Annotated in this window: 24 protein-coding genes; 12 read left to right on the forward strand and 12 right to left on the reverse strand. The window is 35.3% G+C overall.

The annotated features are described in order from the left end of the window. Positions 1-76 precede the first annotated feature (76 nt). The 9 genes from ABJF08_RS03185 to ABJF08_RS03225 all read right to left on the reverse strand — a co-directional run bounded on the left by ABJF08_RS03185 (position 77) and on the right by ABJF08_RS03225 (position 9,083). Positions 77-940 (reverse strand): helix-hairpin-helix domain-containing protein, encoded by an 864-nt coding sequence (locus ABJF08_RS03185; protein WP_348114592.1) that lies wholly within the window; start codon positions 938-940, stop codon positions 77-79. Positions 941-952: 12 nt separating this feature from the next. Further along, entirely contained in the window at positions 953-2,749 is a 1,797-nt protein-coding gene (locus tag ABJF08_RS03190; RefSeq protein WP_348114593.1) for an alanine/glycine:cation symporter family protein, read from the reverse strand. 80 nt (positions 2,750-2,829) lie between these two features. Then, the gene (locus ABJF08_RS03195) at positions 2,830-3,840 is read right to left on the reverse strand and encodes an NAD-binding protein (RefSeq protein WP_348114594.1); all 1,011 of its coding nucleotides are present in this window, start codon (positions 3,838-3,840) and stop codon (positions 2,830-2,832) included. A gap of 12 nt (positions 3,841-3,852) precedes the next feature. Next, positions 3,853-4,080, reverse strand: coding sequence for a PspC domain-containing protein (locus tag ABJF08_RS03200; RefSeq protein ID WP_348114595.1), 228 nt, complete (start codon positions 4,078-4,080; stop codon positions 3,853-3,855). 63 nt (positions 4,081-4,143) lie between these two features. Further along, entirely contained in the window at positions 4,144-5,412 is a 1,269-nt protein-coding gene (locus ABJF08_RS03205; RefSeq protein ID WP_348114596.1) for a DUF2851 family protein, read from the reverse strand. Positions 5,413-5,517: 105 nt separating this feature from the next. Then, positions 5,518-6,534: a pyridoxal-phosphate dependent enzyme gene (locus ABJF08_RS03210; RefSeq protein ID WP_348114597.1), complete on the reverse strand. Its 1,017-nt coding sequence runs from the start codon at positions 6,532-6,534 to the stop codon at positions 5,518-5,520. 106 nt (positions 6,535-6,640) lie between these two features. Beyond that, positions 6,641-7,723: an amidohydrolase family protein gene (locus tag ABJF08_RS03215; RefSeq protein WP_348114599.1), complete on the reverse strand. Its 1,083-nt coding sequence runs from the start codon at positions 7,721-7,723 to the stop codon at positions 6,641-6,643. 47 nt (positions 7,724-7,770) lie between these two features. After that, positions 7,771-8,187, reverse strand: a complete 417-nt coding sequence (locus ABJF08_RS03220; RefSeq protein WP_348114600.1) for a hypothetical protein — start codon at positions 8,185-8,187, stop codon at positions 7,771-7,773. 110 nt (positions 8,188-8,297) lie between these two features. After that, positions 8,298-9,083 carry an SDR family oxidoreductase gene (locus tag ABJF08_RS03225; RefSeq protein WP_348114601.1) on the reverse strand — a complete coding sequence of 262 codons (786 nt, stop codon included), beginning with the start codon at positions 9,081-9,083 and terminating at the stop codon, positions 8,298-8,300. Between the two features lie 113 nt (positions 9,084-9,196). Here ABJF08_RS03225 and map point away from each other — a divergent pair, with 113 nt between their 5' ends. The 3 genes from map to ABJF08_RS03240 are packed head-to-tail and all read left to right on the forward strand — an operon-like array spanning position 9,197 to position 11,497. Continuing rightward, entirely contained in the window at positions 9,197-10,006 is an 810-nt protein-coding gene (gene map / locus ABJF08_RS03230; RefSeq protein WP_348114602.1) for a type I methionyl aminopeptidase, read from the forward strand. A 19-nt stretch (positions 10,007-10,025) separates the two neighbouring features. Then, positions 10,026-10,733 carry a hypothetical protein gene (locus ABJF08_RS03235; protein WP_348114603.1) on the forward strand — a complete coding sequence of 236 codons (708 nt, stop codon included), beginning with the start codon at positions 10,026-10,028 and terminating at the stop codon, positions 10,731-10,733. Continuing rightward, on the forward strand, positions 10,733-11,497 hold the full coding sequence (locus tag ABJF08_RS03240) for a methyltransferase domain-containing protein (protein ID WP_348114604.1): 765 nt from the start codon (positions 10,733-10,735) through the stop codon (positions 11,495-11,497). The genes ABJF08_RS03235 and ABJF08_RS03240 overlap by 1 nt, the downstream gene beginning before the upstream one ends. 53 nt (positions 11,498-11,550) lie before the next feature. Here the strand turns inward: ABJF08_RS03240 and ABJF08_RS03245 are convergent, their stop codons facing one another. Together ABJF08_RS03245 and ABJF08_RS03250 are read right to left on the reverse strand one after the other, a co-directional pair. Further along, a complete protein-coding gene (locus tag ABJF08_RS03245; protein ID WP_348114605.1) occupies positions 11,551-12,600 on the reverse strand; it encodes an FAD:protein FMN transferase in 1,050 nt (349 codons plus the stop codon). Then, positions 12,597-12,959, reverse strand: a complete 363-nt coding sequence (locus ABJF08_RS03250) for a Na(+)-translocating NADH-quinone reductase subunit F (protein WP_348114606.1) — start codon at positions 12,957-12,959, stop codon at positions 12,597-12,599. The genes ABJF08_RS03245 and ABJF08_RS03250 overlap by 4 nt, the downstream gene beginning before the upstream one ends. Before the next feature lie 144 nt (positions 12,960-13,103). On the opposite strand from ABJF08_RS03250, the gene ABJF08_RS03255 reads away from it, so the two are divergent. From ABJF08_RS03255 to ABJF08_RS03285, 7 genes are all read left to right on the forward strand, one after another. Continuing rightward, positions 13,104-14,549 carry an aldehyde dehydrogenase gene (locus tag ABJF08_RS03255; protein WP_348114607.1) on the forward strand — a complete coding sequence of 482 codons (1,446 nt, stop codon included), beginning with the start codon at positions 13,104-13,106 and terminating at the stop codon, positions 14,547-14,549. 218 nt (positions 14,550-14,767) lie between these two features. After that, positions 14,768-15,328: a transposase gene (locus tag ABJF08_RS03260; protein ID WP_348114608.1), complete on the forward strand. Its 561-nt coding sequence runs from the start codon at positions 14,768-14,770 to the stop codon at positions 15,326-15,328. Beyond that, the gene (locus ABJF08_RS03265; RefSeq protein WP_348114609.1) at positions 15,315-16,523 is read left to right on the forward strand and encodes an NAD(P)/FAD-dependent oxidoreductase; all 1,209 of its coding nucleotides are present in this window, start codon (positions 15,315-15,317) and stop codon (positions 16,521-16,523) included. The genes ABJF08_RS03260 and ABJF08_RS03265 overlap by 14 nt, the downstream gene beginning before the upstream one ends. Before the next feature lie 488 nt (positions 16,524-17,011). Next, entirely contained in the window at positions 17,012-18,526 is a 1,515-nt protein-coding gene (gene gpmI, locus ABJF08_RS03270) for a 2,3-bisphosphoglycerate-independent phosphoglycerate mutase (RefSeq protein WP_348114610.1), read from the forward strand. 4 nt (positions 18,527-18,530) lie between these two features. After that, on the forward strand, positions 18,531-19,139 hold the full coding sequence (locus ABJF08_RS03275; RefSeq protein ID WP_348114611.1) for a thioredoxin family protein: 609 nt from the start codon (positions 18,531-18,533) through the stop codon (positions 19,137-19,139). Positions 19,140-19,220: 81 nt separating this feature from the next. Next, positions 19,221-20,291: a hypothetical protein gene (locus tag ABJF08_RS03280; RefSeq protein ID WP_348114612.1), complete on the forward strand. Its 1,071-nt coding sequence runs from the start codon at positions 19,221-19,223 to the stop codon at positions 20,289-20,291. After that, complete coding sequence (locus ABJF08_RS03285) at positions 20,288-20,647, forward strand: cupin domain-containing protein (protein ID WP_348114613.1); 360 nt, start codon at positions 20,288-20,290, stop codon at positions 20,645-20,647. Before ABJF08_RS03280 ends, ABJF08_RS03285 begins: the two co-directional genes overlap by 4 nt. A gap of 29 nt (positions 20,648-20,676) precedes the next feature. Here ABJF08_RS03285 and ABJF08_RS03290 read toward each other — a convergent pair whose 3' ends face one another. Then, a complete protein-coding gene (locus tag ABJF08_RS03290; RefSeq protein WP_348114614.1) occupies positions 20,677-21,984 on the reverse strand; it encodes a hydroxymethylglutaryl-CoA reductase, degradative in 1,308 nt (435 codons plus the stop codon). A gap of 128 nt (positions 21,985-22,112) precedes the next feature. Between ABJF08_RS03290 and ABJF08_RS03295 the strand changes: the two genes are divergently transcribed. Then, positions 22,113-24,266: a S9 family peptidase gene (locus ABJF08_RS03295; RefSeq protein ID WP_348114615.1), complete on the forward strand. Its 2,154-nt coding sequence runs from the start codon at positions 22,113-22,115 to the stop codon at positions 24,264-24,266. A gap of 36 nt (positions 24,267-24,302) precedes the next feature. Beyond that, entirely contained in the window at positions 24,303-26,387 is a 2,085-nt protein-coding gene (locus ABJF08_RS03300) for an oligopeptide:H+ symporter (RefSeq protein ID WP_348114616.1), read from the forward strand. Positions 26,388-26,420: the final 33 nt, after the last annotated feature.

Genomic DNA, 26,420 nt, shown 5'->3' on the forward strand with positions numbered 1-26,420 from the left:
TAAAATACTATATGATTATAGAAAAACACTTAAAACATAAGTTTAAATGCGATATTCTCAGTTACAACTGATTATTTTAATCTAATGTCAAATATAGTTGAATTAATGCTAATTTTTCTTGTGGAAACCTAGATGTTAACATCACTTTATCCCAAGATTTAAATCCGTCACGCAACGTCCTTTGTTCCATTAGTTTATCAACTAGGTAGTCGTCAAAATAAGGAATAGCTAACAGCTGTTCGTCCGTAGCGGTATTTAATGCTATTTTATTAAAACCAACCGGAGCAGTGACATAAAAATGCTTTTTTAACTGCACCATAGTAGAATCTGTAAGTCCGTAAACCCCTCTAACTTGAGATATATCTATAAAACCATTGAGTCGCTCTCTTTCTTTAATTATCCTACCAGAAAGTGCTGGACCTATCCCATAAACTTTTTTAAGTTGATCTTGTGATGCCGTATTGATATTTGCAGCGACAATTTTACGATCTTTAAAAGGCACAAAAGTTTTATAAGTATTCTTTTTAGGGTTTGTAACCCATTCAGGAAATTTAAAATATGGTGATATGCTATCTAACCATTGATCACTAACTTGGGTTACTTTTTGAAAATCGTTCTTAGAGTTTACCCATTTTCCGCTTTCGCGAAAGCGGTGCAATCGATCTATCTCTTCTATACTCAGACCTAATTTATAACCTCTATAGTCAGTTATATAATTAGGATTAAAAGGATAAATAGTATCTCTTCTACTTTGCTGAATTCTCTTCAATGAATCTACCTTACGTTGATACAAAGAGACATCATCTAATACGAGTGGATCTGGCGGCAAGGTCTTAACGTAATAGAGTCCAGCAACCATTAATATGATGAATAGTAATAACACAAAAATCCCTCTTTGCTGACTTCTATCAAATGCAAAGAGGGATTTTATATTATTCAAAATAAGTATGTTTTATTTAGTCTGTGGTATTTCTCCCGATTTTACTTTAGCAAAATAAGTTTTGAGATCTTTTGCAACTCCACCTGACATCATGTATAAACCGATAAGGTTAGGAATAGCAAGAGTAAGGAACATCATATCTGCAAAGTCTATTACTGCACCTAAACCTATAGAAGCTCCAAGAACTACTGTTAGTAAAAATACTATTTTAAAGACTGCTTCTACGATCTTTTTCTGACCAAATAAACTTTGTGCTGCCTTAGTACCATAATAAGACCATGTCAAAATAGTAGAGAATGCAAACAAGAATATTGCGATAGTTAACAACACATCTGCATAAGGAATCACCTTAGAGAAAGCAACTGCCGTTAGAGCAGATCCTGTTTCTGAAGCACCGTCTGTAATACCTGTGCCAGTGAAAATCAAGACTAAAGCAGTTAACGTACATACTACAACGGTATCAATAAACGGCTCTAAAAGAGCTACAAAACCTTCAGCCACTGGGTGATTAGTTTTTGCAGCAGAGTGCGCAATAGATGCAGAACCTAAACCAGCTTCATTTGAAAATGCAGCACGTTGAAATCCTAATACAAGAACACCTAAGAAACCACCATACATAGCATCTGCTTCAAAGGCCCCACCTATAATCTGTGAAAAAGCGTCCCCTAAATGCGTAATATTTGCTATAACAACTATCAAACACATTAATATATATAAACCTGCCATTGATGGCACTACTTTATCAGTTACTTTGGCAATACCTTTAAGACCACCAACGATAACGATACCTACAAGAACTGCGATACCTATTCCTATATAAGTTTTAGCATTTCCTTCTAATCCAGTAACACTTGCTAGTTGAGCAGTTGCTTGGTTTGCTTGAAACATTGATCCTGCTGCAAATGCCGCAAGCATAATAATAAGGGCATAAAGAATAGAAAGTCCTTTTCCTAAACCTCCTAAGCCTTTCTCAGCAAATCCTTTTTTAAGGTATTCCATTGGTCCACCAGATATGCTTCCGTCTTCAGCAACAGTTCTATACTTTACACCTAACGTACACTCAATAAATTTAGAGGACATACCTAACAAACCTGCAAGAATAATCCAGAACGTTGCTCCTGGACCACCTGCAGAAATCGCTACTGCTACACCTGCTATATTACCTAACCCCACTGTTCCAGAAACCGCTGTTGCAAGAGCTTGGAAGTGTGTAACCTCACCTTTAGCATCTGCCTCATCATACTTACCGCGCACTAATCTTAAGGAATGCTTTATACCGCGTATATTAATAAAACCAAAACGAATAGTAAAAAACACTGCTCCTAGAATTAACCAGATCACCATGAATGGCAACTTTATAGTCTTTACGGTACCGTTAGGATTGTAAACTAACTCTCCATTAGCATCTTTTACTTGATTATCATATAAACCTAATCCATGAAAGGGATCAAAAAAGAAATATTTATCCATGAAACCTACTATAGGTGCAAATGCAGCACTCATTTTTTCAGGTATAGACTCTGCTGGCACTTCAAAGGCTAGTTCACCAGTTAAACCTGCAGCATCTTCTACTCTTACAGAGTATTCTTTACCTTCTTTTGCATTGTTTACGGTTTTTGTAGAAGTATCAATATTCTTTTCAGACCAGTAATATTTGTATGGAGCCGCTCCTCCTTCTACATTTATATCTATAACAGCTGTCTCTATCTCACTAGAATCATCGGTGATGTTATGAGAAACTTTTAATTGAGAAAAACCTAATTGAGAGAAAAATGTGAAAATTATTAAACTAAGAAATAATTTATTCATGAAGTATAACTTTAAATACATTAAATGGTTAAGTCAGCAAGATGCACAAAAATCTTGCTTTTTGAAAGCTTTACAGCTATTTATGTTACGTCATTGTTAATTCTGTAGACTTTTTGCAGTCTAGAAATCTGCTCTGTATTACCTACAACTATAATTTTTGAGCCTGGAACTAATTGCAAATTAGGATCTGGATTTACAATATAATCGCCTTGTGGAGATTTATAACCTATAATCGTACAACCTGTTTGCTCTCTTAGATTTAATTTAACAATGGGACAATCTTTAACATCATCAAACATTTGCTCAAAAGAAACTTGTTCTAGATTTACTCCATCACTACCTCCATAACTTAATTTATCCCAAAACTCAATCAAATCAGGACTAACGATTAAAGAAGCCATGTGTTGCCCTCCTATCGCATCAGGTAATATCACATTATTTGCACCAGCAAATTTTAATTTTTTATAAGAATTATCTTCGCTAGCACGAGATATAATTTTCAAATCTGCATTTAACTGTCGGGCACTTAATACCACAAAAAGGTTATCAGCATCTTCTGGCAGGGCGGTAATTAAAGTAGAAGCTCTATCTATACCTGCTTTAATAAGCACCTCATCATCATTTGCATTACCTCTTATAAAATTTAATCGGTCTAGAGAACAGTCATCGATTACCTGCTGGTCTTTTTCAATAATGATAAACTCTCTATTATAATCCTGTAATTTCTGAACGGCTTGTTTTCCATTACGACCATATCCACAAATAATAATGTGATTCTCCATAGAATTTAAATGTTTATTTTTTCTTTTCTGACTTAGTTCTTCTAAACTATTTGTAGACAATAAATACTCTGTAATCACTGCCAGTGCATAACCTACAGTAATCACACTGAAAAGAATAAAACCGGTAATAAACAATTTACCAGAAGCGGTAGGTTCTTGCAACTCTCTATACCCTACAGTGGTTATCGTTATTACAGTCATATATAACGCATCTATCCATGACAGATCCATTATAATTTTAAAACCTATTACACCTAAAGAAAGCATAAAAAGCAGTAGGGCAAAAGCTATTTTTAGTTTATTATGCAACAGCTGTCATTTTTAGAGATCAAAAACAGAACTGCGTTTTGTATAAATAAGATCTTTAATTTTAAGCCAAAAAGCCATAATTAAATACACCGCAAATCCAGCTCCCAAAGTTGCAAACGTAAAATAAATGAAGGTAATACGCACGCTACGTGCTTTCATCCCTAACTTATCTGCCACACGAGATGATACGTAAAAGCCGTATTTCTCCATTAATGTGCGTATATAAGTAACTATTCTCATGTGGTAAATTTAATCAATCGTGATCATAAAATTTCAAAGCATCGATAAATTAACTCTATCCAGTTAACTTCTCAATAATGCAACACCTATATCACAGTTTAAACATTTATGGACATCACAATAATTAGGTTTTAATTGCAGTAAAGATTGTGTTTGTAATGCATTTTCTACTTTAAATAATTTTTTAAATCCAGATATCACAGTATTCTTCTCGGACTTTAACTCATACATAAGTTCCATAAGTTCTTCTGTTTTATCCTTTCCTATAAACCTTGCTTGCATAAATTTTATAGGTACAATACAGTTTATAATTAAAAGATCTATAAAATCGGCTGTTAGTGATTTTTCTCGCGCCTCTGTTTCTTTATCAAAAACATGATGAGTATCCCAATATTTAGAAGCTTTTACATCAAATAATTCATGAATTTCTGATCTATTCTTAGCTAGCAAAATCTCTCCAAAAAGCATAGGATTGCGTTGATACAACATCGCAAGTTGTGAAATGCGCACGGTAGGATAGTTTGCTGGTCGCAGTCTAAAAAACTTCATAGGAGTTAAAGAAGATTGTAAGGAGTGTTTCGCTTTCGCGAAAGCGAACTCATTAACTAAATCTTTATAATAACGATCTTTCTTTACCTCATCTAGCAATCCTGACTGACCCAATAGAGTTGCTTCTAACTGAAACGTATCCTTAGCCAGTTTGCGCACCACGGACTGCTCCATACTACTAGCTAGTTGCTCAAAAGCATCAGCATTTGTTTTTGTACCAAAACTTCTTGCTAACAACTGAAAAAATGCCGCCTCCCAATCATTATTGTTTTGGTCTAGCATGTGCTTAATTCTCTCAGACTTATATTCTAATCTTTCAAAAAAGAGCTTTTCTATCCATTGATCTCGAAAAAATGAATCTACCGTACCCCACTGATTTTCACAATTTATAAATTGATTGTTTTTAACGGCAAAGAGTTTTCTATAAGACTGTACAAGCGATTCATCTACATATTTAGAAACATCTAGAACAGGAATATTAACACCATCTCGCCTAGTAATCTCTGTATCGTGATTCCATACTACGTGTAAAATTACATTATCATAAGCAGGGTCGTCGTCATGACCATGAAGATACCAGTCACTAGCTTTTACATGCATTTCTACATTTCCCGCCCAGTCTTGACCATCTATCTCTACACGACCATTAAAGAAATCTGGTCCTGAAAAGAAATTATGTGTCCCTAATGATTTTATCTTTATCTCTTTTCCTTCTGTTGTCTGTAATTGCTGACCACTTAATTTCTTAAACTTCCAGAGGTAATGAATAAAATCTTCTTGCATGATGGGAAGATAACAATTATTTAAAAACTAAAGAAACTGTAGTAAAATAGAAAACCTCAAAAGCGATTGCTTTTGAGGTTTTCTATTTATCTTGATAAGTAGCTACTATTTATCATCTGGATGGTACGTACCATCTTCTTTTAACCAGCCTTTTTCTTTCATCCAGTTATCGTTAAAGAACTTACCTACATAACGACTACCATGATCATGATAAAGAATGACAACTACATCATCTTCAGTAAAACCTACTTCTTTATGGATTTGTTTTAATCCTTTTATAGCAGCACCTGCACTATTTCCTAAGAACATACCTTCTTCCTTTGCCAGTCTACGTGTGTAAACGGCTGCATCTTTATCAGTAACTTTAGTAAAGCCATCGATAATATCAAAATCTACGTTTTTAGGTAAAATATCTTCACCTATTCCTTCGGTTACATAAGAGTAAATCTCGTCTTGATCAAAAATACCAGTCTCATGATATTTCTTAAAAACTGAACCATACGTATCTATACCCCATATTTTAACATCTGGATTTTGCTCTTTTAAGTATTTACCTACTCCACTTATAGTACCACCAGTACCGACACCTACTATAAAGTGAGTTATTTTACCCTTAGTCTGTTCCCATATTTCTGGGCCAGTACTTTCATAATGCGCTTGTGCATTTGATGGGTTATCATATTGATTAACATACCAAGAGTTAGGAATCTCCTGACTTAATCTTTTACTAGTAGAATAATAAGACTGAGGATCTTCTGGAGCTACATCAGTAGGACACACATGTACCTCAGCACCCACAGCTCTAAGAATATCCATCTTTTCATTAGACTGCTTATCACTTAGAACACATATTAACTTGTACCCTTTAATAATAGCAGCAAGAGCAAGGCCCATTCCTGTATTACCACTAGTTCCCTCTATAATAGTACCACCTGGTTTTAGACGTCCATCTGCCTCTGCATCTTCTATCATCTTTAAACCCATACGGTCTTTAGCAGAGTTTCCTGGGTTAAAGGTTTCATACTTTGCAAGTACTAGTGCAGGAACATCATCTGCTAGCTTGTTCATTTTAACAAGAGGTGTATTTCCTATAGTACCTAATATATTTTCTACGTAATCCATTTATTCTTAATTAAGTTGCAAAAATATAACTTAAACTAGTTTCAAGATAAAAATATATCTTAATCTGTCCACTAAATTCATATTCTACTTAGAGTGTTGTAAAAACCTAACTCCTTACACGTTCATAAAAAGCTTTTTTAGCAGCTTCATCACTTCCGAAAAGCCATCTTACCACGTGTTCATCCCACATATCATCTGCTTGCTCTGGGGAAATTATATCACGCTCTATTGCTAGATCAATAATTTTACCTGGATAACTACTTTGTTTTTCACTATCCATTTCTCCTAACGGATATGGATCATCTAGACCAACGAGAACCTGTTTTGCCCCTTGATTTTCTACAAGAAGTTTCAAAGAACCGGTATCATGCACTAGAGTATCAAAGAAAATATTAGGATGCCCTACAGATTTTCTTGGATGTGTTTTTCCTTCAAATAAATCTGGTCTACCGTCGAAACCTTGAATCCTACGTCCTAAATTCATTTGTGCTAGTTGTCCACCATGCGCAAAACATATACGCATACCGGGATATTTAAATGCATATCCATTAAGAGTAAGGAAATGATAAGCATCTGCACACTGTGCTAGCATCCATATTAAATGAAAACGCCACGAGGTATTCTGTAATTTTATAAATTTCTCACCATCATAAGGGTGTATTTCTACTGCAAGGTTAAGTTCACTAGCTAACTCAAAAATAGGCTCGTTTTCTTCATCAAAAATGCATCGCCACTGTCCTATAGTGTCCATGTAATGAGTAGGTAGACAAAGTAATTTCATACCTAAAACTTTCACACAACGCTCTATTTCCCATAACGCTCCACGTACATAACCTGGGTGTACCACAAAACCACTTGTGAATTTTGAAGGATGGTCGTGTTGTATTTTTGCATTAAAATCGTTTTGAAAACGTAAAGCTTGTTTCATCTCTTCTAGACGCAATCCATTTCCATACAGCTGGCTTAGATTTAAGATAACCGCATGGTCTAGTTTATACTTATCCATCCACTCTAACTTTTCATCTAGAAAGAAACTAGAATCAGTTACAGGACGAGACCAACCTTTTTGCAACATATTCTTACGCTCAGGATCTACCCAAAAAATCCCTTTCTCACGCATGAAATCTGGAATTTGTTCAGGATATGGCAATAAATGTGAGTGACCGTTAATGCGTAGTTTTTTATTCATGGCTGTTTAGTTGTATTAAATTATTAGTCTGTATGGATTTAAAATAATTACTTATTTAAAAATAACGTCTCGTTGTTAGCTTTTAACTGTTGTTGTTTTAATTTAATGTATTCGAACAGATCTCGTACTGTAGAGATATTGTTATCTATTAACTCTCCTTCTGAATAAGGTGCTAATTGCAACTTTTCAGATATTTGAATCATAATTTTATCATCATCTTCGTCTGTAGAATCTACCTTTAAATCATAATACAAATCATCTTTCGGAACAATCATAATTGCGGCAACTTTAGAATATTCTTGAATTGCTTCTTTTATAATTTGTATTTCCTTTCTTTTAAAACCACGTTTTAGATAAAATTCATAAAACTCATCCCAGGTGGCTTTGATGTTTTTCCTTTGCTCCACAGCTTCATCTATAGAATCATTAAACACCTTGTCATTATTAAAAGATTTACGTAGCATAAATACTATTGCTAGTACTACACTTAAAATTGTTACTCCTATTTTTAAAGCAAAAAACAAATTAGATATCTTTAATACGGTTAAAAACCAACTTAGCAGAAAACTTCATCCTACAAACTCTTAGTCCTACCACCATCTACAGGAAGGTTGATTCCATTGATATAACCTGCTTTGTCACTAGCTAGAAATGTAATCGCATTTGCCACTTCTTCTGGCGCGGCAAATCTTCTGGCTGGGACGTAGCCCTTCATTATTTCGGCAGCTTGTTCTTCACTGTGTCCTGCTCTTTGTGCTTTTCCCGCAATGATTTTATCAAGTCTATCGGTTGCGGTAAATCCTGGTAGCACGTTATTAACTGTGATTCCATAAGGTCCTAATTCTGTGGCCAATGTTTTTGCCCAGCTAGCCACTGCGCCACGTATCACATTAGAAACCCCTAAGAATTCAATAGGTGCTTTTACACTCGTAGAGATCACATTAATTACCCTGCCATAACCAGCTTCTTTCATTCCTGGTGCGCAGGCTTTGATCAATACTTGGTTGCATTTTACATGTTGTGTAAAGCCTTGTTCTAACGCATCAACTTCTGCATCGATTAAGAATCCTGGTGCAGGACCGCCTGTATTATTTACTATAATATGTATAGGGTTCGCTTTCGCGAAAGCGGAAACAACATCCTCTACTTCTTTAAAGTTAGAAAAGTCAGCCACAAGAAAAGCATGATCATTGCGCTTACTCGTGTCTAATCCACTAAGAACTTCTTGTAATTTATTAGGATTGCGCGCTAGCAAAATTACACGTGCACCTGCTTGAGCAAACTGTATTGCAGTTTCTCTTCCTATTCCGGTACTGCTTCCACAAACGAGAGCAGTTTTGTCTTTTAAGTTGATATCCATCTAGCGAATTTACAGAAAAATGAGAGAAATAGACCATTGTAATACTTTTGATAACGTCTTACTTTATTGACCAATGATTTGATAATAACTACCTTTGCCGCTTTCCATAGATTATGATCGTTACAAAGAATAAAGAAGAGTTAGAAATCATGCGTCGTGCGGCGTTAATGGTAAGTAAAACCTTAGGTATGATTGCTGCCGAAATTAAGCCTGGTGTAACCACGCTTAGACTAGACACACTTGCAGAGCAATACATACGTGATAATGGTGCTATTCCTGGTTTTAAAGGATTATACGATTGTCCTAGTACGTTACTTATTTCTCCTAATGAAGAAGTCGTACATGGTATACCTAAAGAAGTTGCCATTAAAGAAGGTGATGTTCTTTCTATAGACTGTGGCGCCATAGTAGATGGTTTTTATGGTGATCATGCTTACACGTTTACCGTAGGCGATGTACCGAAAGAAACTCAAGATTTATTAGATCGTACTAAGAACTCTTTATATTTAGGTATAGACCAACTAAGGGTAGGAAAACGTGTAGGAGATGTAGGTTACGCGATTCAAGATTATTGTGAATCCTTCGGTTACGGTGTCGTACGTGAACTGGTAGGCCATGGATTAGGTCGTGTAATGCATGAAGATCCACAAATGCCTAATTACGGTAAACGTGGTCGTGGTAAAAAGTTTGTAGAAGGAATGACGGTTGCTATAGAACCTATGATTAACCTAGGTACTAAAAACATAAAACACCATCCTGATGGTTGGACCATTACCACTAGAGATAAAAAACCAAGTGCGCACTTTGAACACGACGTTGCTATAGTAGACGGAGAGCCTCGCTTACTAAGTACCTTTGATTATATCTATGAAGTTCTAGGAATCACTTCTAATGAAGAAGATCCTTATAGGTGGAAGGAGTAAAAATTAATAAATTGTTGTAATGACGGATGAAGATTATTTAAGAAAATTAAATAGTATTGAAATTTACTGTGAAATATTACTTGGAGTTTTAAGATTCATTTCTGTCAAAAATTACAGTGACGAAAACGAGTATTATGAAATTCTCAAGAAGAATTTGAAATTTGAAAATATTGATGACCATTTAAGATTGAGAGCTTGTATTGACTTAATAGAAGATAGCCAGAATGCAATAACTGAGTTTAACAAAAAAGGACTTATCCCAAATCCTGAAAATCAAGGAGAAATGTATCTACGATTATACGGAGTTTTAAACGCAGTTTATCTACAAATGCAAGCAGTTATTGAGTTATTAGAATTATTCAAAATGCCCAATAAGAAAAAAATCAATAATGAATTCAGAGCTTTAAAAATTATTGAAGTTAGAAATAAGATAGGAGCTCACACTCCTAATTATAACATTGAAAAAGGAAGTCGTAAAACTGAATCTTATAGATTAGCACAAACTACAATAACTAAATGGGGCGATCAATTGATGTTGTTTTCAAGTTTAGATAAAATTGAAAAATTTAATTTAAAGCAACTAATTAACGAATTTTCCAAATTAGTAGAATTACAATTGGATACTATTTCTGCAAAAGTCATAAAATCATTATTCCCTAATAATTCTGAAAAAAAACAATGGATGGTTGATAGACTTCACTTTGTAAGAAACAAAAGAATAAGTTAATGAAAAAACTCTTCAAATTCTCCCTCAACCTCATCCCTAGACCTTGGCTTATAAGCGCAAGTTATTTTGTACGTCCATTAATCGCATGGTGGTATCGTGGTGATCGATATGAAGACCCTATTGACGGCAAGACATTTAGGAGTTTCTTGCCTTATGGTTATGAAAGTGTGCGTGAGAATGTATTATCACCGTCTACGCTTTCTCTAGAGCGTCATCGTTTATTATGGTTGTACTTAAAACACAAAACCGATTTACTTACTAGACCACAAAAATTATTACACTTTGCACCAGAGCAATGTTTTTATAAACTCTTTCGTGATAGTAAAACCATTAATTACACCACAACAGACCTCAACTCTCCACTAGCTGATGTTCATGCAGATATTTGCAATTTACCTTTTAAGGACAATGAGTTTGATTTCATTCTTTGTAATCACGTTTTAGAACACATTCCAGACGATCAAAAAGCGATGCAAGAAATCTATAGAATTCTTAAACCTGGCGGTACAGCCATCTTGCAAATACCTTTAGAAAACGATCGCGAAGAAACCTTTGAAGACGACTCTATAACAGACCGTAAGGAACGTGCTCGCATTTTTGGACAGTACGATCACGTACGCGTGTATGGAATGGATTACTTTGAACGTTTAGATCAAATAGGATTTATAGTAGATGCTGTAGACTACACTAAAGAATTAGGCGCAAAACAAGTAGATCGCTATAGGTTAGCACCTGAAGAGTTAATCCCTGTTGTAAAGAAGTAATCTCGTATTCTATTCCTAAGGATAGAATTAATTCTACCCTTAAGGAAAGAAAACTACTTACCAGCCTGCTTCACATAACTTTGGAAACCTGGCGTTACCTCAAAACGCAACAGACCAAAACCGTCGGTATACATAATAACTACCTCTAGGTCTTTTAAGTTTTTCAATAGTTCTCTAGATTTTTCTAGTGGCATGGCCATAAAAGCTGTTGCATATCCATCTGCTAGAGTACAGTTGCTAGCTATTACATTTACTCCTAACACTTCACTAGGTTGTGCTTTACCAGTGATAGGGTTAACAGTGTGCACAAATTCTTGTCCGCTTTTAGGGTCTTTTTTAAACTTGCGATAATTACCACTACCAGCCATAGCTTTATTAGACAACTCTACCACAGTAACATAAACACGCTCATCATGTTTTTGCTTAGGGTCATCTATTCCTATAGACCATTTACCATCACGCTGTAAATTCATACCCTTAGTAACCACCTCACCACCTACCTCTACTAGATAATCATTAACTCCTTTTTCATCTAGTAATCGTGCCATGTAATCTACCAGAGTACCTTTGGCAATAGCATTAAACTCTAGATACATTCCTTTCTGGTCAGATTTGATATAAAAAGAATCTTTAACCGTAGTAGGCACGATGGACATTTTATAAAAACCTACATATTGTTTAAGGCTATCTATTTTCTTTTGTGACGGTATGACCTCTTGCTCTCCATTTGCTCCAAAACCATATGCATTTACCAGATTCCCAACCGTAGGATCAAAGTATCCATCGGTCTTGCGATATACCTCTTGTGCCTGTTCAAACACCTCTTTAAAAGGTTTCCCTACCAGTACACTATCTTCTCCAGCATTAATTCTATTTATAAGAGAACCCTTTACCCAAGTACTCATAGAATTATTAAACATATTAATAATGCTATCTACATCTTTTTCAACATCAACCTGATCGTCTGCAAATAATTTTATAGAATACGTAGTTCCTATGGCATTACCTACAAATTGTTGTGGCTCTGGACGTACAACATCAGCTTCTTTTTCTTTACAAGAAAAAAGCAACAATAAACAAGATACTACTAAGACGTTTTTCATTTAATTTCTATTAAACCTGCAAAATTCACCACATAATCATCTTGATGATGTACAGGCATTTCATAATTACGAGAGTTAGCCAGTCCTACACCAGCATAATAAGTTCTAGCCTTATACTTTTTACCATGATCGCGCATCATAAGAAGTAATTTCTCATCATAATGAACCGGATTTGCAGGATAAGTAACCGCACGTACCACTACAAAATGAAGAAATTTATCTTTCAAAGCCACAAACTGTGGATCTTTTTTAGGTTTAGAGTTGATGGATAAAAATTCATAACCCAACTCTTCCATTTCTTTTCCTACGATATTCATCGCCAGTTGGTGCAATTCCTGTTCTGATAGTGGTGTAAGCATTTTACAAAGATAAAGATCGTTTTACTATAATTGTTTAAACTTATTCCGCTTTCGCGAAAGCGGACTCACAAAAATCCTTTTCCATATCTTTAAACTCTAAATTTCTTTATCAAAGGATATTTAAAAAACCAATTACAACACTACATGGATATTACCAACTTCATCAATAACGAAGAACAAATTCCTTTATCAGGATTATGGCTGGATAATTATGAACCTGCATCTGGAGAAATTTATGGAGAGATTCCCAATTCTAATGAAGACGATGTAGAAAAGGCATACCAAGCGGCAAAAGCAGCTTTTCCATTATGGTCCAATACCACAATTGATGAACGTTCTCAAATCATGTTGCGCATAGCAGACTTAATTGAAGAAAATATAGAACAACTAGCCGCGGCAGAATCTCGCGATAATGGAAAACCTTTATGGCTGGCAAGAGCTGTGGACATACCGCGAGCGTCATCTAACTTTAGGTTTTACGGTAATGCAATTACTCAATATGCGAGTAAATCCCATGAAAGTGTAGGTAAGAACACTATAAATTATACGCTGCGTAAACCTATAGGAGTCGTAGGTTGCATCTCTCCATGGAATTTACCTTTGTACTTATTCTCTTGGAAAATAGCTCCTGCAATTGCCGCAGGAAATTGTGTGGTTGCAAAACCTAGTGAGGTAACTCCTGCGACAGCTTACTTACTCGGCGAGATAGTAAAAAAAGCTGGATTACCACCTGGTGTTTTAAATATAGTCCATGGTAATGGTGCGAGTTGTGGTCAGGCCATTGTGTCGCATCCACACATCAAGGCGATCAGTTTTACTGGTGGCACAACTACTGGAGCGCACATCGCAAGAACTGCTGCACCCATGTTTAAGAAATTGTCCCTAGAATTAGGCGGTAAGAATCCCAACCTCATCTTTGCCGATTGTGATTATGATAAGATGCTAGACACTACGGTGCGATCTTCCTTTGCAAATCAAGGTCAGATTTGTCTTTGTGGTAGTCGCATTTTTGTACAACAAGAGATTTATGACCGTTTCAAAACAGATTTTGTTGATCGCATTAAGAAATTGACCGTAGGTCATCCAGAGCAGTCTAGCACCAAAGTTGGCGCTGTAGTAAGCGCTGGACATAGAGAAAAGATTGAGGAATATCTCGCTTTCGCAAAAGCAGAACCAGAAAATTATTCTATTCTCACTGGAGGTAATAGAGTGATTATAAAAAATTATGAAGAAGGCTATTATCTAGAACCTACTGTTATAGAAGTAAATTCTAACGATTGTAAATTGAACCAAGAAGAAATCTTTGGACCAGTCGTGACCATCATGCCATTTACCGATGAGGCTCATGCTCTAGAACTAGCAAACGGCACTAAATACGGACTGAGCGCTACTCTATGGACTAACGATCTATCGCGAACTATGCGCATGACGCAAGAAATTGAGGCAGGAATCGTTTGGGTTAACACCTGGTTAAATAGAGATTTGCGCACACCGTTTGGCGGCGTAAAAGACAGCGGCGTAGGTCGTGAAGGCGGTTTTGAAGCGCTGGACTTCTTTACAGAACCTAAAAATGTTTGTATAGAGTACTAGCATCGAGAATAGATTTAGACGATATCAACACGAATAATTACCATGTTTAATACTAATCACAAAACCAACATATCGAACTGATTTAGACAATGCCAACACAAATAGTTGGCATGTCAAATCTTAACAACTCTCAAAAATAAAAACTATTGGTAACCAACATGCCAAGTATTTTTCTTGGCATGTTTGGTGGAGTTGCACGATAATGGTAACTTGTATCTATGTACTATAAAATAGAAAGTGATCGATATTACCATATTTTTAATCAAGCAAATGGCATGATTGATATCTTTAAAGAATCACGCAATTATCCATTTTTTATTGATAAAATGGAAAAACACTTATCTCCTGTTTGTGACATTATTGCCTTTTGCTTAATGAAAAATCACTTTCATTTAGTTATCAAAACTAAAGATATAGAGGACTTAAAAATATCTCGTGCATTTGCAAATTTATTTATTGGTTATGCAAAATCATACAACAAAGCCTATAACCGATCTGGTAGTTTATTCAAAAAACCGTTCAAAAGAAAACTTATCGAGTCCGAATCTTATTTAAAAAATGTCATTCTTTATGTGCACTGCAATCCTGTGAAAGATGGTTTTGTAGAAGATATTATTAGCTATCCATGGTCTTCATATCATGAAATTTTAGATGATGTAACAACTTTTGTAGATCGTGATTTTGTTCTAGAATTATTTGACGATTCTACTAACTTTGTTGCAGCTCATAAAACATATCAATCCAACAACTCTTTCATTCCTACTTTTGAACAACAATAACTACAACACCATAATCATAGGCGGCGGCGCAGCTGGCTTTTTTACAGCAATCAACTTGGCAGAGCAATCTCAAAATCATAAAATTGCGATTCTAGAACGTGGTAAAGATGTACTTCAAAAGGTACGTATTTCAGGAGGCGGAAGATGTAATGTCACTCACGCACAGTTTGAACCTAAACCACTATCACGCAATTATCCTCGAGGTGAGAAGGAATTGTTAGGTCCTTTTCATAGTTTTATGACAGGCGATACCATTTCTTGGTTTGAGGAGCGAGGCGTAGAATTGAAGATAGAAGAAGATGGCCGCATGTTTCCCATTTCTAATTCTTCACAAACCATTATCGATTGTTTTATCTCGCTTGCGCGAAAACATAAAATAGATATCCTTACCAGTCAGAATGTAGCCTCTATAGAGAAAACAGATCACTGGAAGTTAAAAACCAAAACAGACACTTTTACTAGTAATAATCTGGTAGTAGCTGCTGGAAGTAGTCCGAAGGTCTGGCAAATGATGAGTAAGTTAGATCATACTATTGTAAATGCAGTTCCGTCTCTATTTACTTTTAATATAGTAAACAAACAAATAACAGAACTTGCAGGCGTCGCAATAGAAGCCAGTGTCTCTATACCTAGTCTAAAATTAGAATCTCAAGGACCTTTATTAATTACGCATTGGGGTTTTTCTGGACCTGCCATTTTAAAAATGAGCGCTTGGGGTGCCAGAAAACTACATGAAACAGATTATAAATTTGATCTAGTTATCAATTGGTTGAATTATGTATCCCATCAAGAATGTTTAGAATCTCTTTTTGAAAGAAGAAAAAACTCTAAGAAACAAGTAGGTAATGAATGGTTATTTGATCTTCCCAAACGATTATGGAAGCATCTAGTAAATAGCATTTCTCTTACAGAAAAAAACTGGGCAGACTGCTCTAACCTAGATCTAGAAAACCTAGCCACACTTTTAACAGCAAGCTCTTTTGCGATCAATGGAAAAAGCACTTTTAAAGATGAATTTGTTACCGCAGGTGGAGTGGATCTTAAAGAAATCAACTTTAAAAACTTCTCTTCTAAGAAACAAGAGAACCTCTATCTAGCTGGTGAAGTCCTAAACATAGATGCCATTACAGGCGGATTTAATTTTCAAAATGCCTGGACTGGTGGCTGGGTGATTGCTAGGGCGATAAGTAAATAGATAAAGTTGAATTTCTAATTATTGAAAATTGACTTAATTATTTTAACGAAACTTATCGTAACAGATGACCTTTTATGATCAGGAATTATAGCTAAAAGGATTATCAATATTATTGAAAATGATAGAATTAGCATCACTACTAAGACTAATGAAGAAAGATTTGATAATTGATTCATAATAAAATTGAAGTTGTAAATTAATTACAAGAAAAAAACGCAATGACACTACCACCATTTCCAGTAAAAAAATCTTTAGTTAAAACACTTGTATTCAGTCACTTATTTCTGATTCAATAATACATATTAATTTATCAATTATGTCGACTATTAAGTAATGTCATTAAAATAAGTAAAACGAATTATAACGAGAATAGATATATAATTCTTAAAATACCGCAATCGCTTTCGTAGAAATACAAGCAAACAATCATCAAAAAACCAGCTAGTATCCTGCGATTTTCTTAACTTAGGTGTTCAAATTTTGACACATTGAATAAGAAAACGATATTGATGATTCTCGACGGTTGGGGAATCACACAAGACCCAAAAGTAAGTGCGATTGCACAAGCTAATACTCCTTTTATAGACAGTTTATATGATAAATATCCGCACGCTACATTGCGTACTGACGGTGAACATGTAGGTTTACCAGAGGGACAGATGGGAAACAGCGAGGTAGGACACATGAATCTAGGAGCTGGACGTATTGTGTATCAAGATCTAGCTAAAATCAATAAAGCGATAAAAGACGACACTCTTAAAGATGAGAAGGTGTTGGTAGATGCTCTCGCTTTCGCGAAAGCGAATTCTAAAAAAGTACATTTCTTAGGTTTATTATCTGACGGTGGTGTTCACGCACATATCGACCACTTAAAAGCATTACTGGATGTAGCGCAAGACATGGAAGTAGAAGATGTTTTTATACATGCATTTACTGACGGTCGTGATGTAGATCCTAAAGCAGGTGCTGGATATGTTGAAGATATCACGAATTATGTACGCGGCACTAATGCACAACTAGCTACGATTACTGGACGTTATTTTGCAATGGATAGAGACCAGAGATGGGATAGAGTAAAGAAGGCTTATGACGTGATTGTTCATGGGATGGGAACACCTACTCACGACCCTGTTGCTGCTATAGAAGATAATTATAAAGATGACATTACTGACGAGTTTATAGAACCTATAGTAGTTCTTAATGGTACAGAACCTGCTGGACTAGTAGAGGATGGCGATGTGGTTATTTTCTTTAATTATAGAACTGATCGCGGTCGCGAATTAACACAAATGCTATCTCAAAAAGATTTCCATGAGCAAAACACACACGCTCTAGATCTTTACTATGTGACTATGACAAAGTATGATGATAGTTACAAGAACGTAAAAATAATCTTTGAGAAAGATAATCTTAAAAACACTCTAGGTCAAGTACTGTCTGAGGATGGTAAAACCCAAATACGTATTGCCGAAACAGAAAAGTATCCACATGTTACTTTTTTCTTTAACGGCGGTCAGGAAGAACCTTTTCATGGAGAAAGCAGATTGATGTGTAACTCTCCTAAAGTGGCCACATATGACCTGCAACCAGAAATGTCTATAGACTGTGTTTCTAGCAGTATTATTCCAGAAATCAATAATAAAGCAGCAGATTTTATATGTCTAAATTTTGCTAATCCTGATATGGTAGGACACACTGGTTCTATGGAGGCAGCTGTAAAAGCATGTGAAGCTGTGGACGATGCGGCAAATAAAGTTATTACTGCGGCTATTGAAAATGATTACACTGTAATCGTTATGGCAGACCATGGAAACTGTGAAGTAATGCTTAATCCTGATGGCTCTGTAAATACGGCTCACACAACAAATCCTGTCCCAATTATTATAGTAGACAAAGATATTAAAGAGGTAAAAGATGGTATTTTAGGAGACATCGCACCTACTATCTTAAAGTTAATAGGAACACAACAACCAGCAGAAATGACTCAAAATTCCTTAATTTAGTAATATGAAAAAGATACTTATACTACTTGCTGCGGTAGCACTTACTGCATGTGGAACTCAAAAAACTGTTACCACAGCTTCTACTACTAAAACATCTATGGATAATAAAGTAGACGAAGTGACTAAAGAACTGCCTACTATGGACGCTACAACTTCTTATATTAAGGATGCGTCTGGAAATTTATCTGGAGAGGTTCAAAAAGATGCTTTTATGCAAGCTCCTTTTGATAAGTGGTTCAACAGTCGTCTAGCTGCATATCAACCAGATCAGGAAAGTATAGATGGACTTAAGGTCGCTCTAGTAGATATAGAGATAAGAGCTTATATGGGAACCTGGTGTGGAGATTCTAAAAGAGAAGTACCTCAATTCTATCATATATTAGAGGCTGCTTATTATGATCTTGATAAGGTAACTATGATTGCCGTAGATAGATCAAAATCAAAACCTACAGACCTAGTTTCTGGATATGACGTAAAACGTGTCCCTACTTTTATTTTTTATAGAGATGGAAAAGAAATAGGACGCTATGTAGAAAGACCTAGAGAGTCTCTAGAAAAAGACATGTTAAAAATAGTTACTGGACAGGAATACAAACATTCTTACGATAACTAATAAAAACATAACAGTAATATCATAAAACGAGGAATTCATATTCCTCGTTTTTTTTATATCTTGAATTTAAATTTAAAACTGTTGAATCTTCATTTTTCAAATAGATATGTCCTTAATGCCACACTAATAATTTGCTGGCTAGCAACAGCATTCTTGGGTTTTAATGGTTTTTTTAGATCTCATGAATTATTAACGGTTTCTTTATTAGGTGTCAAAATAGCTGATACTTTTACATCTCTTATAGCCGCATGTGTTTTTTCGCTTCCTGTAATTGGACTGTTTATCAATGTTAGAATTGCAAAATGGCTACTTCTTATAGCCGCAGTTTTATATGTGGCACTTGTTTTATTAGACCTTCATAGATTAACACCATACATGATTGTTTATTTAGGGATATTCACATCGCTCATACTACTCAAATACGACTCCAGTATTTTATATACTGCATTATTAATTATCGCTTCAGGAATTTATATTTTTAGTGGTTTGCATAAGTTAAACCCAGGTTTTGTTACCCATATAGCTCCTAGATTATGGTTTCATTCCTTGCCTATAACTTATACCGAGACTATAGGATACACGTTTGCCATAGTAGAAATACTAAGTGGTTTATTATTGCTGATTCCGCTTACGCGAAAGTTTGCATGCATCCTCCTCATAATCATGCATACCATCGTTATCTGGAAATTAGGACCGTGGAAAATGGACTGGAATATTATCATTCTTCCATGGAATTTCATGATGGTGATGATACTGATATATTTGTTTAGAAAAAGTTCTTTATCAACCTTCAGAATAGGATCTGCAAAATCGATTATAACACTACTAGGTGTTTTCTTCTGGTTACTACCTGGACTTTCACAAATTATGTGGATTCCAGAAAATCTAAGTATGAAATTGTATTCTGGCACATCAAAAAGCGGTCACCTCGTTATCAATAAAAAGGTAGATCAATTTGTAAATTACGATCGCATACCTGATCATGAAAAAATGTTAATCAGCTTACAGCGTTACTCTATGGAAGAACGAGGTATCGCTATACATCCAGAGTTAGAAATTTACGAGCAAATACTAGAGAATATAAAAACTCAAATTCCATATACAGACGACATTTATTATATTCACCCAGATACAATAAAGGAACAACTATGAGCGCCATTAATCTAAAAGAAAAACTAAGTTTATTTAACGATCAGTGGACTCCTAAAATAATAGGTGAGTTAAATGGTCAACACGTAAAACTGGCAAAACTGCAAGGCGAGTTCGTCTGGCATGATCATATTAATGAAGACGAGTTGTTCTATGTTATAAAAGGCGAGCTTATCATTGAGTTAAGAGATAAAACTATTACACTTAATGAAGGTGACTTGTACATTGTACCTCGTGGAGTAGAGCACAAACCTATCGCACATAAAGAAGTACACATCATGTTATTTGAACCAGCAGTTATAAAACATACTGGCGATGTACAACATGAAATAACCAAGGAAAAACTAGACTGGATTTAATTCAATCAGATTATAAGCAGAAAACCTACCTAACCTCTTAATACCTCTAGACTTTCTCTTAGACTAGAAAAACTAGGTGTTTTATCGGCATATTCTTTGCGCAATAAATCCTTTTCTCCATCTGTTGCTCCTATTTGCTCTAGCATATTCACCAAGTGCATTTTCATGTGACCTGCCTGTATTCCTGTAGTAACAAGAGAATGAAGAGCTGCAAAGTTTTGAGCTAATCCTGCCACAGCAGTTACCTTCATTAAATGCTCTGCACTAGGATTTTCTAATATCTGTAAAGCAAGTTTAGAGAGTGGATGTAGAGAAGTAAGCCCACCTACAGTTCCTAATGCTAGTGGGAAATCTGCCTCAAAAATAAAGGTATCGTTCTCAATTCTAGCTTTAGTTAGACTGCGGTACTGACCGTCTCTCGCTGCATAGGCATGCACACCAGCCTCTATTGCTCTAAAATCGTTTCCTGTAGCAATAACCACAGCATCTATACCATTCATTATCCCTTTATTATGTGTTACTGCACGATAAGGCTCTACCGTTGCTATATCAACTGCTTGCACAAATTTTCTAGCAAATTCTTTTCCAGTTACCCCATTGATAGTTCCTATCTCATCTATTTTACAAGACACAAAAACATTTACTACACATTCTGGCACATAGTTACTCAAGATACTCATGATTACCTCTGGTACATCACTAGAGAATCCATCAAATTGAGAGGCTTTTAATCTAAAAGTAGTTGCTAGTTGTTCCAGCGTTGTGTTTATAAAATTGGCTCCCATCGCATCTTTGGTCTCAAAAGTTGCATGCAACTGGTAATAGCCTTTTAGGTTTTTGGTTTTATCGATTAAATCTAGTGAGACTATACCGCCGCCACGTTTTTTCATCGAGGCGTTAATTTGTTCTAGGGATTTTAGTAGTTCCGCTTTCGCGAAAGCGTAAAAAGCATCCATCTCACTGCTCAAACCATGATACATCAAGTGTACCTGCCCTACCTTTTTAGTCCCTTTGATAACGGTTTTAAAACCACCGCGATCTAGCCAAAACTTAGCCGCTTTACTAGCTGCAGCCACCACACTACTCTCTTCTATCGCCATAGGAATAGTGACCAACTGCCCATCTATCTTAAAGTTAGGAGCGAGTCCAAATGGGAAGTAATAATTAGTAACGGTATTCTCACTAAAACCATCATGTAGATCTTGTAATTTCTGATCTTCATTCCAGTATTGGGTTAGCGTTTCTCTAGCCGTAGCGTTATCATTTAAATGATTAGAAACAAGCCAATCTATTTTTTGTGATTTAGTAAGTTTTGAGAATCCGTTAACAGGTTGCATAAAATATAATTGAACGGCAAAGATACAATCGTTATGCATAATTCCCTTACATAGGATAATTGCCCAAACCGTAGCTTTATTGGTGTATTTTTTGTAAAATTGAGGTCACACGTAATTAAAACTAAGGAATGATCAAAAACTGCATGCTTTTATTGGCTTTTATATTTGTAAGTCAAAGCATTACCGCACAGAAAAACATTAGTGTAGAAGATATTTATAGAGGTGAATTTCGCACACAAGGGTTACAGTCTCTAGCATCTTTAAACAATGGAACAGAGTATTTAGTTCTCAACTATAATAGAGATCGTACTCAAACTATAGATAAGTACAGTTATACGACTGGTGAAAAAACTGGAACTCTAGTAAGTAGCTCTGACATTCAATTACCTATACGTGACTATATTATAAGTAGTGATGAGAAGCAAATGATGATTATTTCTGAGAGTTCTCAAATTTTTAGACGTAGTTCTAATGATAAAGTTCACATTTTAAATTTAGAAACTAAAGAGTTAACCTCTTTAAGTGATGATCTAGTGAGAAGCCCTTCTTTCTCGCCAGACGGTAAAAAGGTAGCTTATGTTTTTGAAAACAATATTTACTACAAAAATTTAGAAAGCGGTGCTGTTATACAAGCTACTACAGATGGTGTAACAAACAAACTTATTAACGGTGTTACTGACTGGGTTTACGAAGAAGAGTTTGCTATAGTAAAAGCTTATGAATGGAGTCCTAATAGCGAGCAAATTGCTTTTATCTCTTTTGACGAAAGTGCTGTTCCTGAATTCTCAATGGATGTTTATGGTAACGAATTATACCAAAAACCATATGTTTTTAAATACCCAAAAGCTGGTGAAAAAAATGCTGTCGTAGCGTTGCATCAGTTTACACTATCTAGTGGAGCAAGAAAAGAAGTTGCACTGGGGCGTAATGAAGAATTTTACATTGCAAGAATAAACTATTCACCTAACGGTAAACTAGCTGCACAGGTTTTAAACAGACATCAAAACGTGCTAGACTTTTATTATGTAGATGCTAGTGGTAATGCAAGTATCGCTTTTACCGAAAAGGACAACGCGTACGTAGATGTAACTGACGATCTTACTTTCTTAAAAGATGGTAGCTTTTTATGGACTAGTGAAAAGGATAACTGGAGACATATTTATCTTTATGATGCAGATGGTACAGAGAAAAAACAATTAACTAAAGGAAATTGGGATGTTACCTCTTACTACGGTTATGACGCAAAATCAAAGCGCATCTATTTTCAAAGTACGGAAGATGGCTCTATAAATAGAGGTATTTACTCTATATCTTTAAAAGGGAAGAAAAAGAAAAAACTATCTGCTCAAATAGGAACTAACAGTGCTTCTTTTAGTAAAAACTTTACTTACTTCATCAACACCTTTTCTAGTGCTACTACTCCACCTGTTTATACTTTAAACAATGCAAAGGATGGGAAAAAAGTACGTGAGATCAAAAACAACAATGATCTTACTACAAAGCTTAATGACTATCAAGTTGCACAAAAAGAGTTCTCTACCATTAATATTAATGGAAATGACTTGAATATGTGGACTATGAAACCTAAAAACTTTGACCCTAACAAGACGTATCCATTATTCATGACTCAATACAGTGGTCCTGGATCACAATCTGTAGCAAATAGCTGGTATGGTGCAAATGACTTCTGGTACAGCATGCTTGCAAACGAAGGTTACATCGTTGTTTGTGTAGACCCACGTGGTACAGGTTTTAAAGGAGCAGATTTTAAAAAAGTTACTCAAAAAGAATTAGGTAAGTATGAGGTAGAAGATCAAATTGCTGCTGCAAAGCAATTGGGTTCTATGAATTATGTGGATGCAAGCCGCGTAGGAATATGGGGATGGTCTTATGGTGGTTTTATGAGTTCTAACTGTTTATTGAAAGGTAATGACACCTTCAGTATGGCGATTGCAGTTGCACCAGTGACTAACTGGAGATTCTATGATTCTATATACACAGAACGTTACATGACTACACCACAAGAAAACGCAAGTGGCTATGATGAAAATAGCCCTATAAACCATGTAGATAAATTAAAAGGAAAATATCTTTTAGTACACGGTACTGCAGATGATAATGTACATGTTCAAAACACCATGAGAATGGTAGAAGCACTTGTGCAAGCTAATAAGCAATTTGACTGGGCTATTTACCCAGATAAAAACCATGGTATTTACGGTGGTAACACTAGAATACACTTGTACAACAAGATGACTAATTTTATCAAAGAGAATTTATAATAACAATCAACTCAACTATAAATATAAACTATACATATGGAATTTAAATTCAACGGTTCTGCCGCAAATCAAAAGACCATTTTAGATCACCCAGCTGGTCTATTTGTTCTGTTCTTCACAGAAATGTGGGAACGTTTCTCCTATTACGGGATGAGAGCTTTATTAGTTCTTTTTCTTACTGCATCTTTATTAAACGAAGGTTGGGGATGGGAAAGAGCAGATGCTTTAACACTGTATGGTTTTTATACAGGACTAGTTTATTTAACACCGATTATAGGTGGATTTTTAGCTGACAAATTTTTCGGTTTTAGAAAAGCTGTAGTTATAGGTGCTTTAATCATGACTTTGGGTCATGCAGCAATGGCTATAGAAACGGTAAGTTTTACTTATCTAGGACTAGCCTTATTGATTCTAGGTAACGGTTTATTTAAGCCGAATATCTCTTCAATAGTAGGTAATCTATACAAATCTCAAGGGAAAGAAAAAGATGCAGGTTATACTATATTTTATATGGGTATTAACGCAGGTGCATTCTTAGGTATTCTTTTATGTGGTTACTTAGGAGAGAAGTTTGGATGGAATTACGGTTTTGGTCTTGCAGGAATATTTATGTTCTTAGGAATGTTACAATTCTTTTTTGTCCAAAAGATATTTGGTAGAATAGGATTATCACCACAAGGAACTCAAGATTTTGATGACGCTGTAGAAGATACATTAGAAGAAACTGAAGATGCGATAGAAGACGTAGTAGAAGAAGCTAAGAAAAATAAAATATCACGTGATAGAATTATAGTAATAGGGGTACTCGCCTTTTTTACAATTTTCTTCTGGATGGCATTTGAACAAGCTGGTGGGTCTATGACCATTTTTGCAGGTGATTATACAGACCGTGTATTAACCGGTGGTGCTGCAAGTGCGTTTACTATTATTAACACGATTCTTGTAATTGTGCCTTTGATTATTGTTACTTGGGTACTGGCTATGCTGTGTAAACAAATTATGAAAGACTTCCCTCTTTCTAGCATCATGCTTATCGCTAGTTTTATAACCATATGGGCGATTGCTATTTTTGTTATAAAGAACGATTTTGACACTAAATCTTACCAGGTTTCTTATGTAGATGATAACGGAAATTCTAGAATCACTAAAATTCTTACCACTCAAGATTTTGAAATAGGTTCTCAAACTGGAATCGGTGTAGGTAATGGACTAGACCTTTACTTTGCAGACGATAAGAAAAACGAATCAAATGTTCAAAATGGTAATTACATAGTAAATGCTAAGAATGATTCTATAGGTATGATAAGAAAAGGTGTCATAACTAAATTTGAAGCTCGATCTAAAAAAGGATTATTCTGGAAAGATGCTGAGTATGCTATAGTAGAATATACAGATGCAAAAGGAGTAAAACAATCGACAGATATTTTCTTAGGTGATACTTACTTAAAGGAAGGTGAGTATAATGAGCTAAGTGAGGAAGAAAAGGAAGAGAACAAACTTATGAAAGTAGGTAATCCTTATAATCTTCTTCTAGCTCAAGGAGTTGGTTTTTCTGAGGAAAGTGCTACAAAAGGAACATTAACTAAAATTAATGAGAACGAAGTAGAAATAGGGGCATCATGGTTTGGTATCCTAAACTCTTTCTTTATTATTGCTTTTGCACCAGTATTCTCTAGAATATGGGAATCTAAACTGAATCCTTCTGGACCAGTGAAGTTTGCCATCGGATTAATTCTTCTAGGGATAGGTTTTGGAGCTTTGGCTTATGGATCTATGGATATACCACAAGGTGCCAAAACAGCTTCAGTAAGTATCTTATGGCTTATTCTAGCCTACTTATTCCATACACTAGGAGAACTTTGTGTTTCTCCTGTAGGACTATCTTATGTAAGTAAATTAGCGCCGGTTAAATTGATGAGTTTAATGTTTGGTATATGGTTTGTTGCGAACTTTATTGCTAACACTCTTGCAGGACTTTCAGGCAGTTTTATTGACTCTATTTCTGAGCAATACGGACTCTCTACATTCTTCATGATTTTCACCATTTTACCTATAGGTGCTGGAATAGTCATGTTACTGATCAAACCTATGTTGATCAAAAAAATGCACGGAATCAGATAATAAATTTATTCCAACATATTTTTAACACAAAAC

It is taken from the genome of Nonlabens sp. (assembly GCF_039941875.1).
Taxonomy (GTDB): Bacteria; Bacteroidota; Bacteroidia; order Flavobacteriales; family Flavobacteriaceae; genus Nonlabens.

Excerpts from the sequence above, each read along its gene's own strand:
- ABJF08_RS03200 (WP_348114595.1), bottom strand. The coding sequence starts at position 4,080 with ATGAGAATAGTTACTTATATACGCACATTAATGGAGAAATACGGCTTT.
- ABJF08_RS03240 (WP_348114604.1), top strand. The coding sequence starts at position 10,733 with ATGAAAAAACTCTTCAAATTCTCCCTCAACCTCATCCCTAGACCTTGG.
- ABJF08_RS03300 (WP_348114616.1), top strand. The coding sequence starts at position 24,303 with ATGGAATTTAAATTCAACGGTTCTGCCGCAAATCAAAAGACCATTTTA.
- ABJF08_RS03215 (WP_348114599.1), bottom strand. The coding sequence starts at position 7,723 with ATGAATAAAAAACTACGCATTAACGGTCACTCACATTTATTGCCATAT.
- ABJF08_RS03220 (WP_348114600.1), bottom strand. The coding sequence starts at position 8,187 with ATGCTACGTAAATCTTTTAATAATGACAAGGTGTTTAATGATTCTATA.
- ABJF08_RS03210 (WP_348114597.1), bottom strand. The coding sequence starts at position 6,534 with ATGGATTACGTAGAAAATATATTAGGTACTATAGGAAATACACCTCTT.
- ABJF08_RS03225 (WP_348114601.1), bottom strand. The coding sequence starts at position 9,083 with ATGGATATCAACTTAAAAGACAAAACTGCTCTCGTTTGTGGAAGCAGT.
- ABJF08_RS03190 (WP_348114593.1), bottom strand. The coding sequence starts at position 2,749 with ATGAATAAATTATTTCTTAGTTTAATAATTTTCACATTTTTCTCTCAA.
- ABJF08_RS03255 (WP_348114607.1), top strand. The coding sequence starts at position 13,104 with ATGGATATTACCAACTTCATCAATAACGAAGAACAAATTCCTTTATCA.
- ABJF08_RS03250 (WP_348114606.1), bottom strand. The coding sequence starts at position 12,959 with ATGCTTACACCACTATCAGAACAGGAATTGCACCAACTGGCGATGAAT.
- ABJF08_RS03290 (WP_348114614.1), bottom strand. The coding sequence starts at position 21,984 with ATGCAACCTGTTAACGGATTCTCAAAACTTACTAAATCACAAAAAATA.
- ABJF08_RS03235 (WP_348114603.1), top strand. The coding sequence starts at position 10,026 with ATGACGGATGAAGATTATTTAAGAAAATTAAATAGTATTGAAATTTAC.
- map (WP_348114602.1), top strand. The coding sequence starts at position 9,197 with ATGATCGTTACAAAGAATAAAGAAGAGTTAGAAATCATGCGTCGTGCG.
- ABJF08_RS03205 (WP_348114596.1), bottom strand. The coding sequence starts at position 5,412 with ATGCAAGAAGATTTTATTCATTACCTCTGGAAGTTTAAGAAATTAAGT.
- ABJF08_RS03275 (WP_348114611.1), top strand. The coding sequence starts at position 18,531 with ATGAAAAAGATACTTATACTACTTGCTGCGGTAGCACTTACTGCATGT.
- ABJF08_RS03260 (WP_348114608.1), top strand. The coding sequence starts at position 14,768 with ATGTACTATAAAATAGAAAGTGATCGATATTACCATATTTTTAATCAA.
- ABJF08_RS03295 (WP_348114615.1), top strand. The coding sequence starts at position 22,113 with ATGATCAAAAACTGCATGCTTTTATTGGCTTTTATATTTGTAAGTCAA.
- ABJF08_RS03245 (WP_348114605.1), bottom strand. The coding sequence starts at position 12,600 with ATGAAAAACGTCTTAGTAGTATCTTGTTTATTGTTGCTTTTTTCTTGT.
- ABJF08_RS03285 (WP_348114613.1), top strand. The coding sequence starts at position 20,288 with ATGAGCGCCATTAATCTAAAAGAAAAACTAAGTTTATTTAACGATCAG.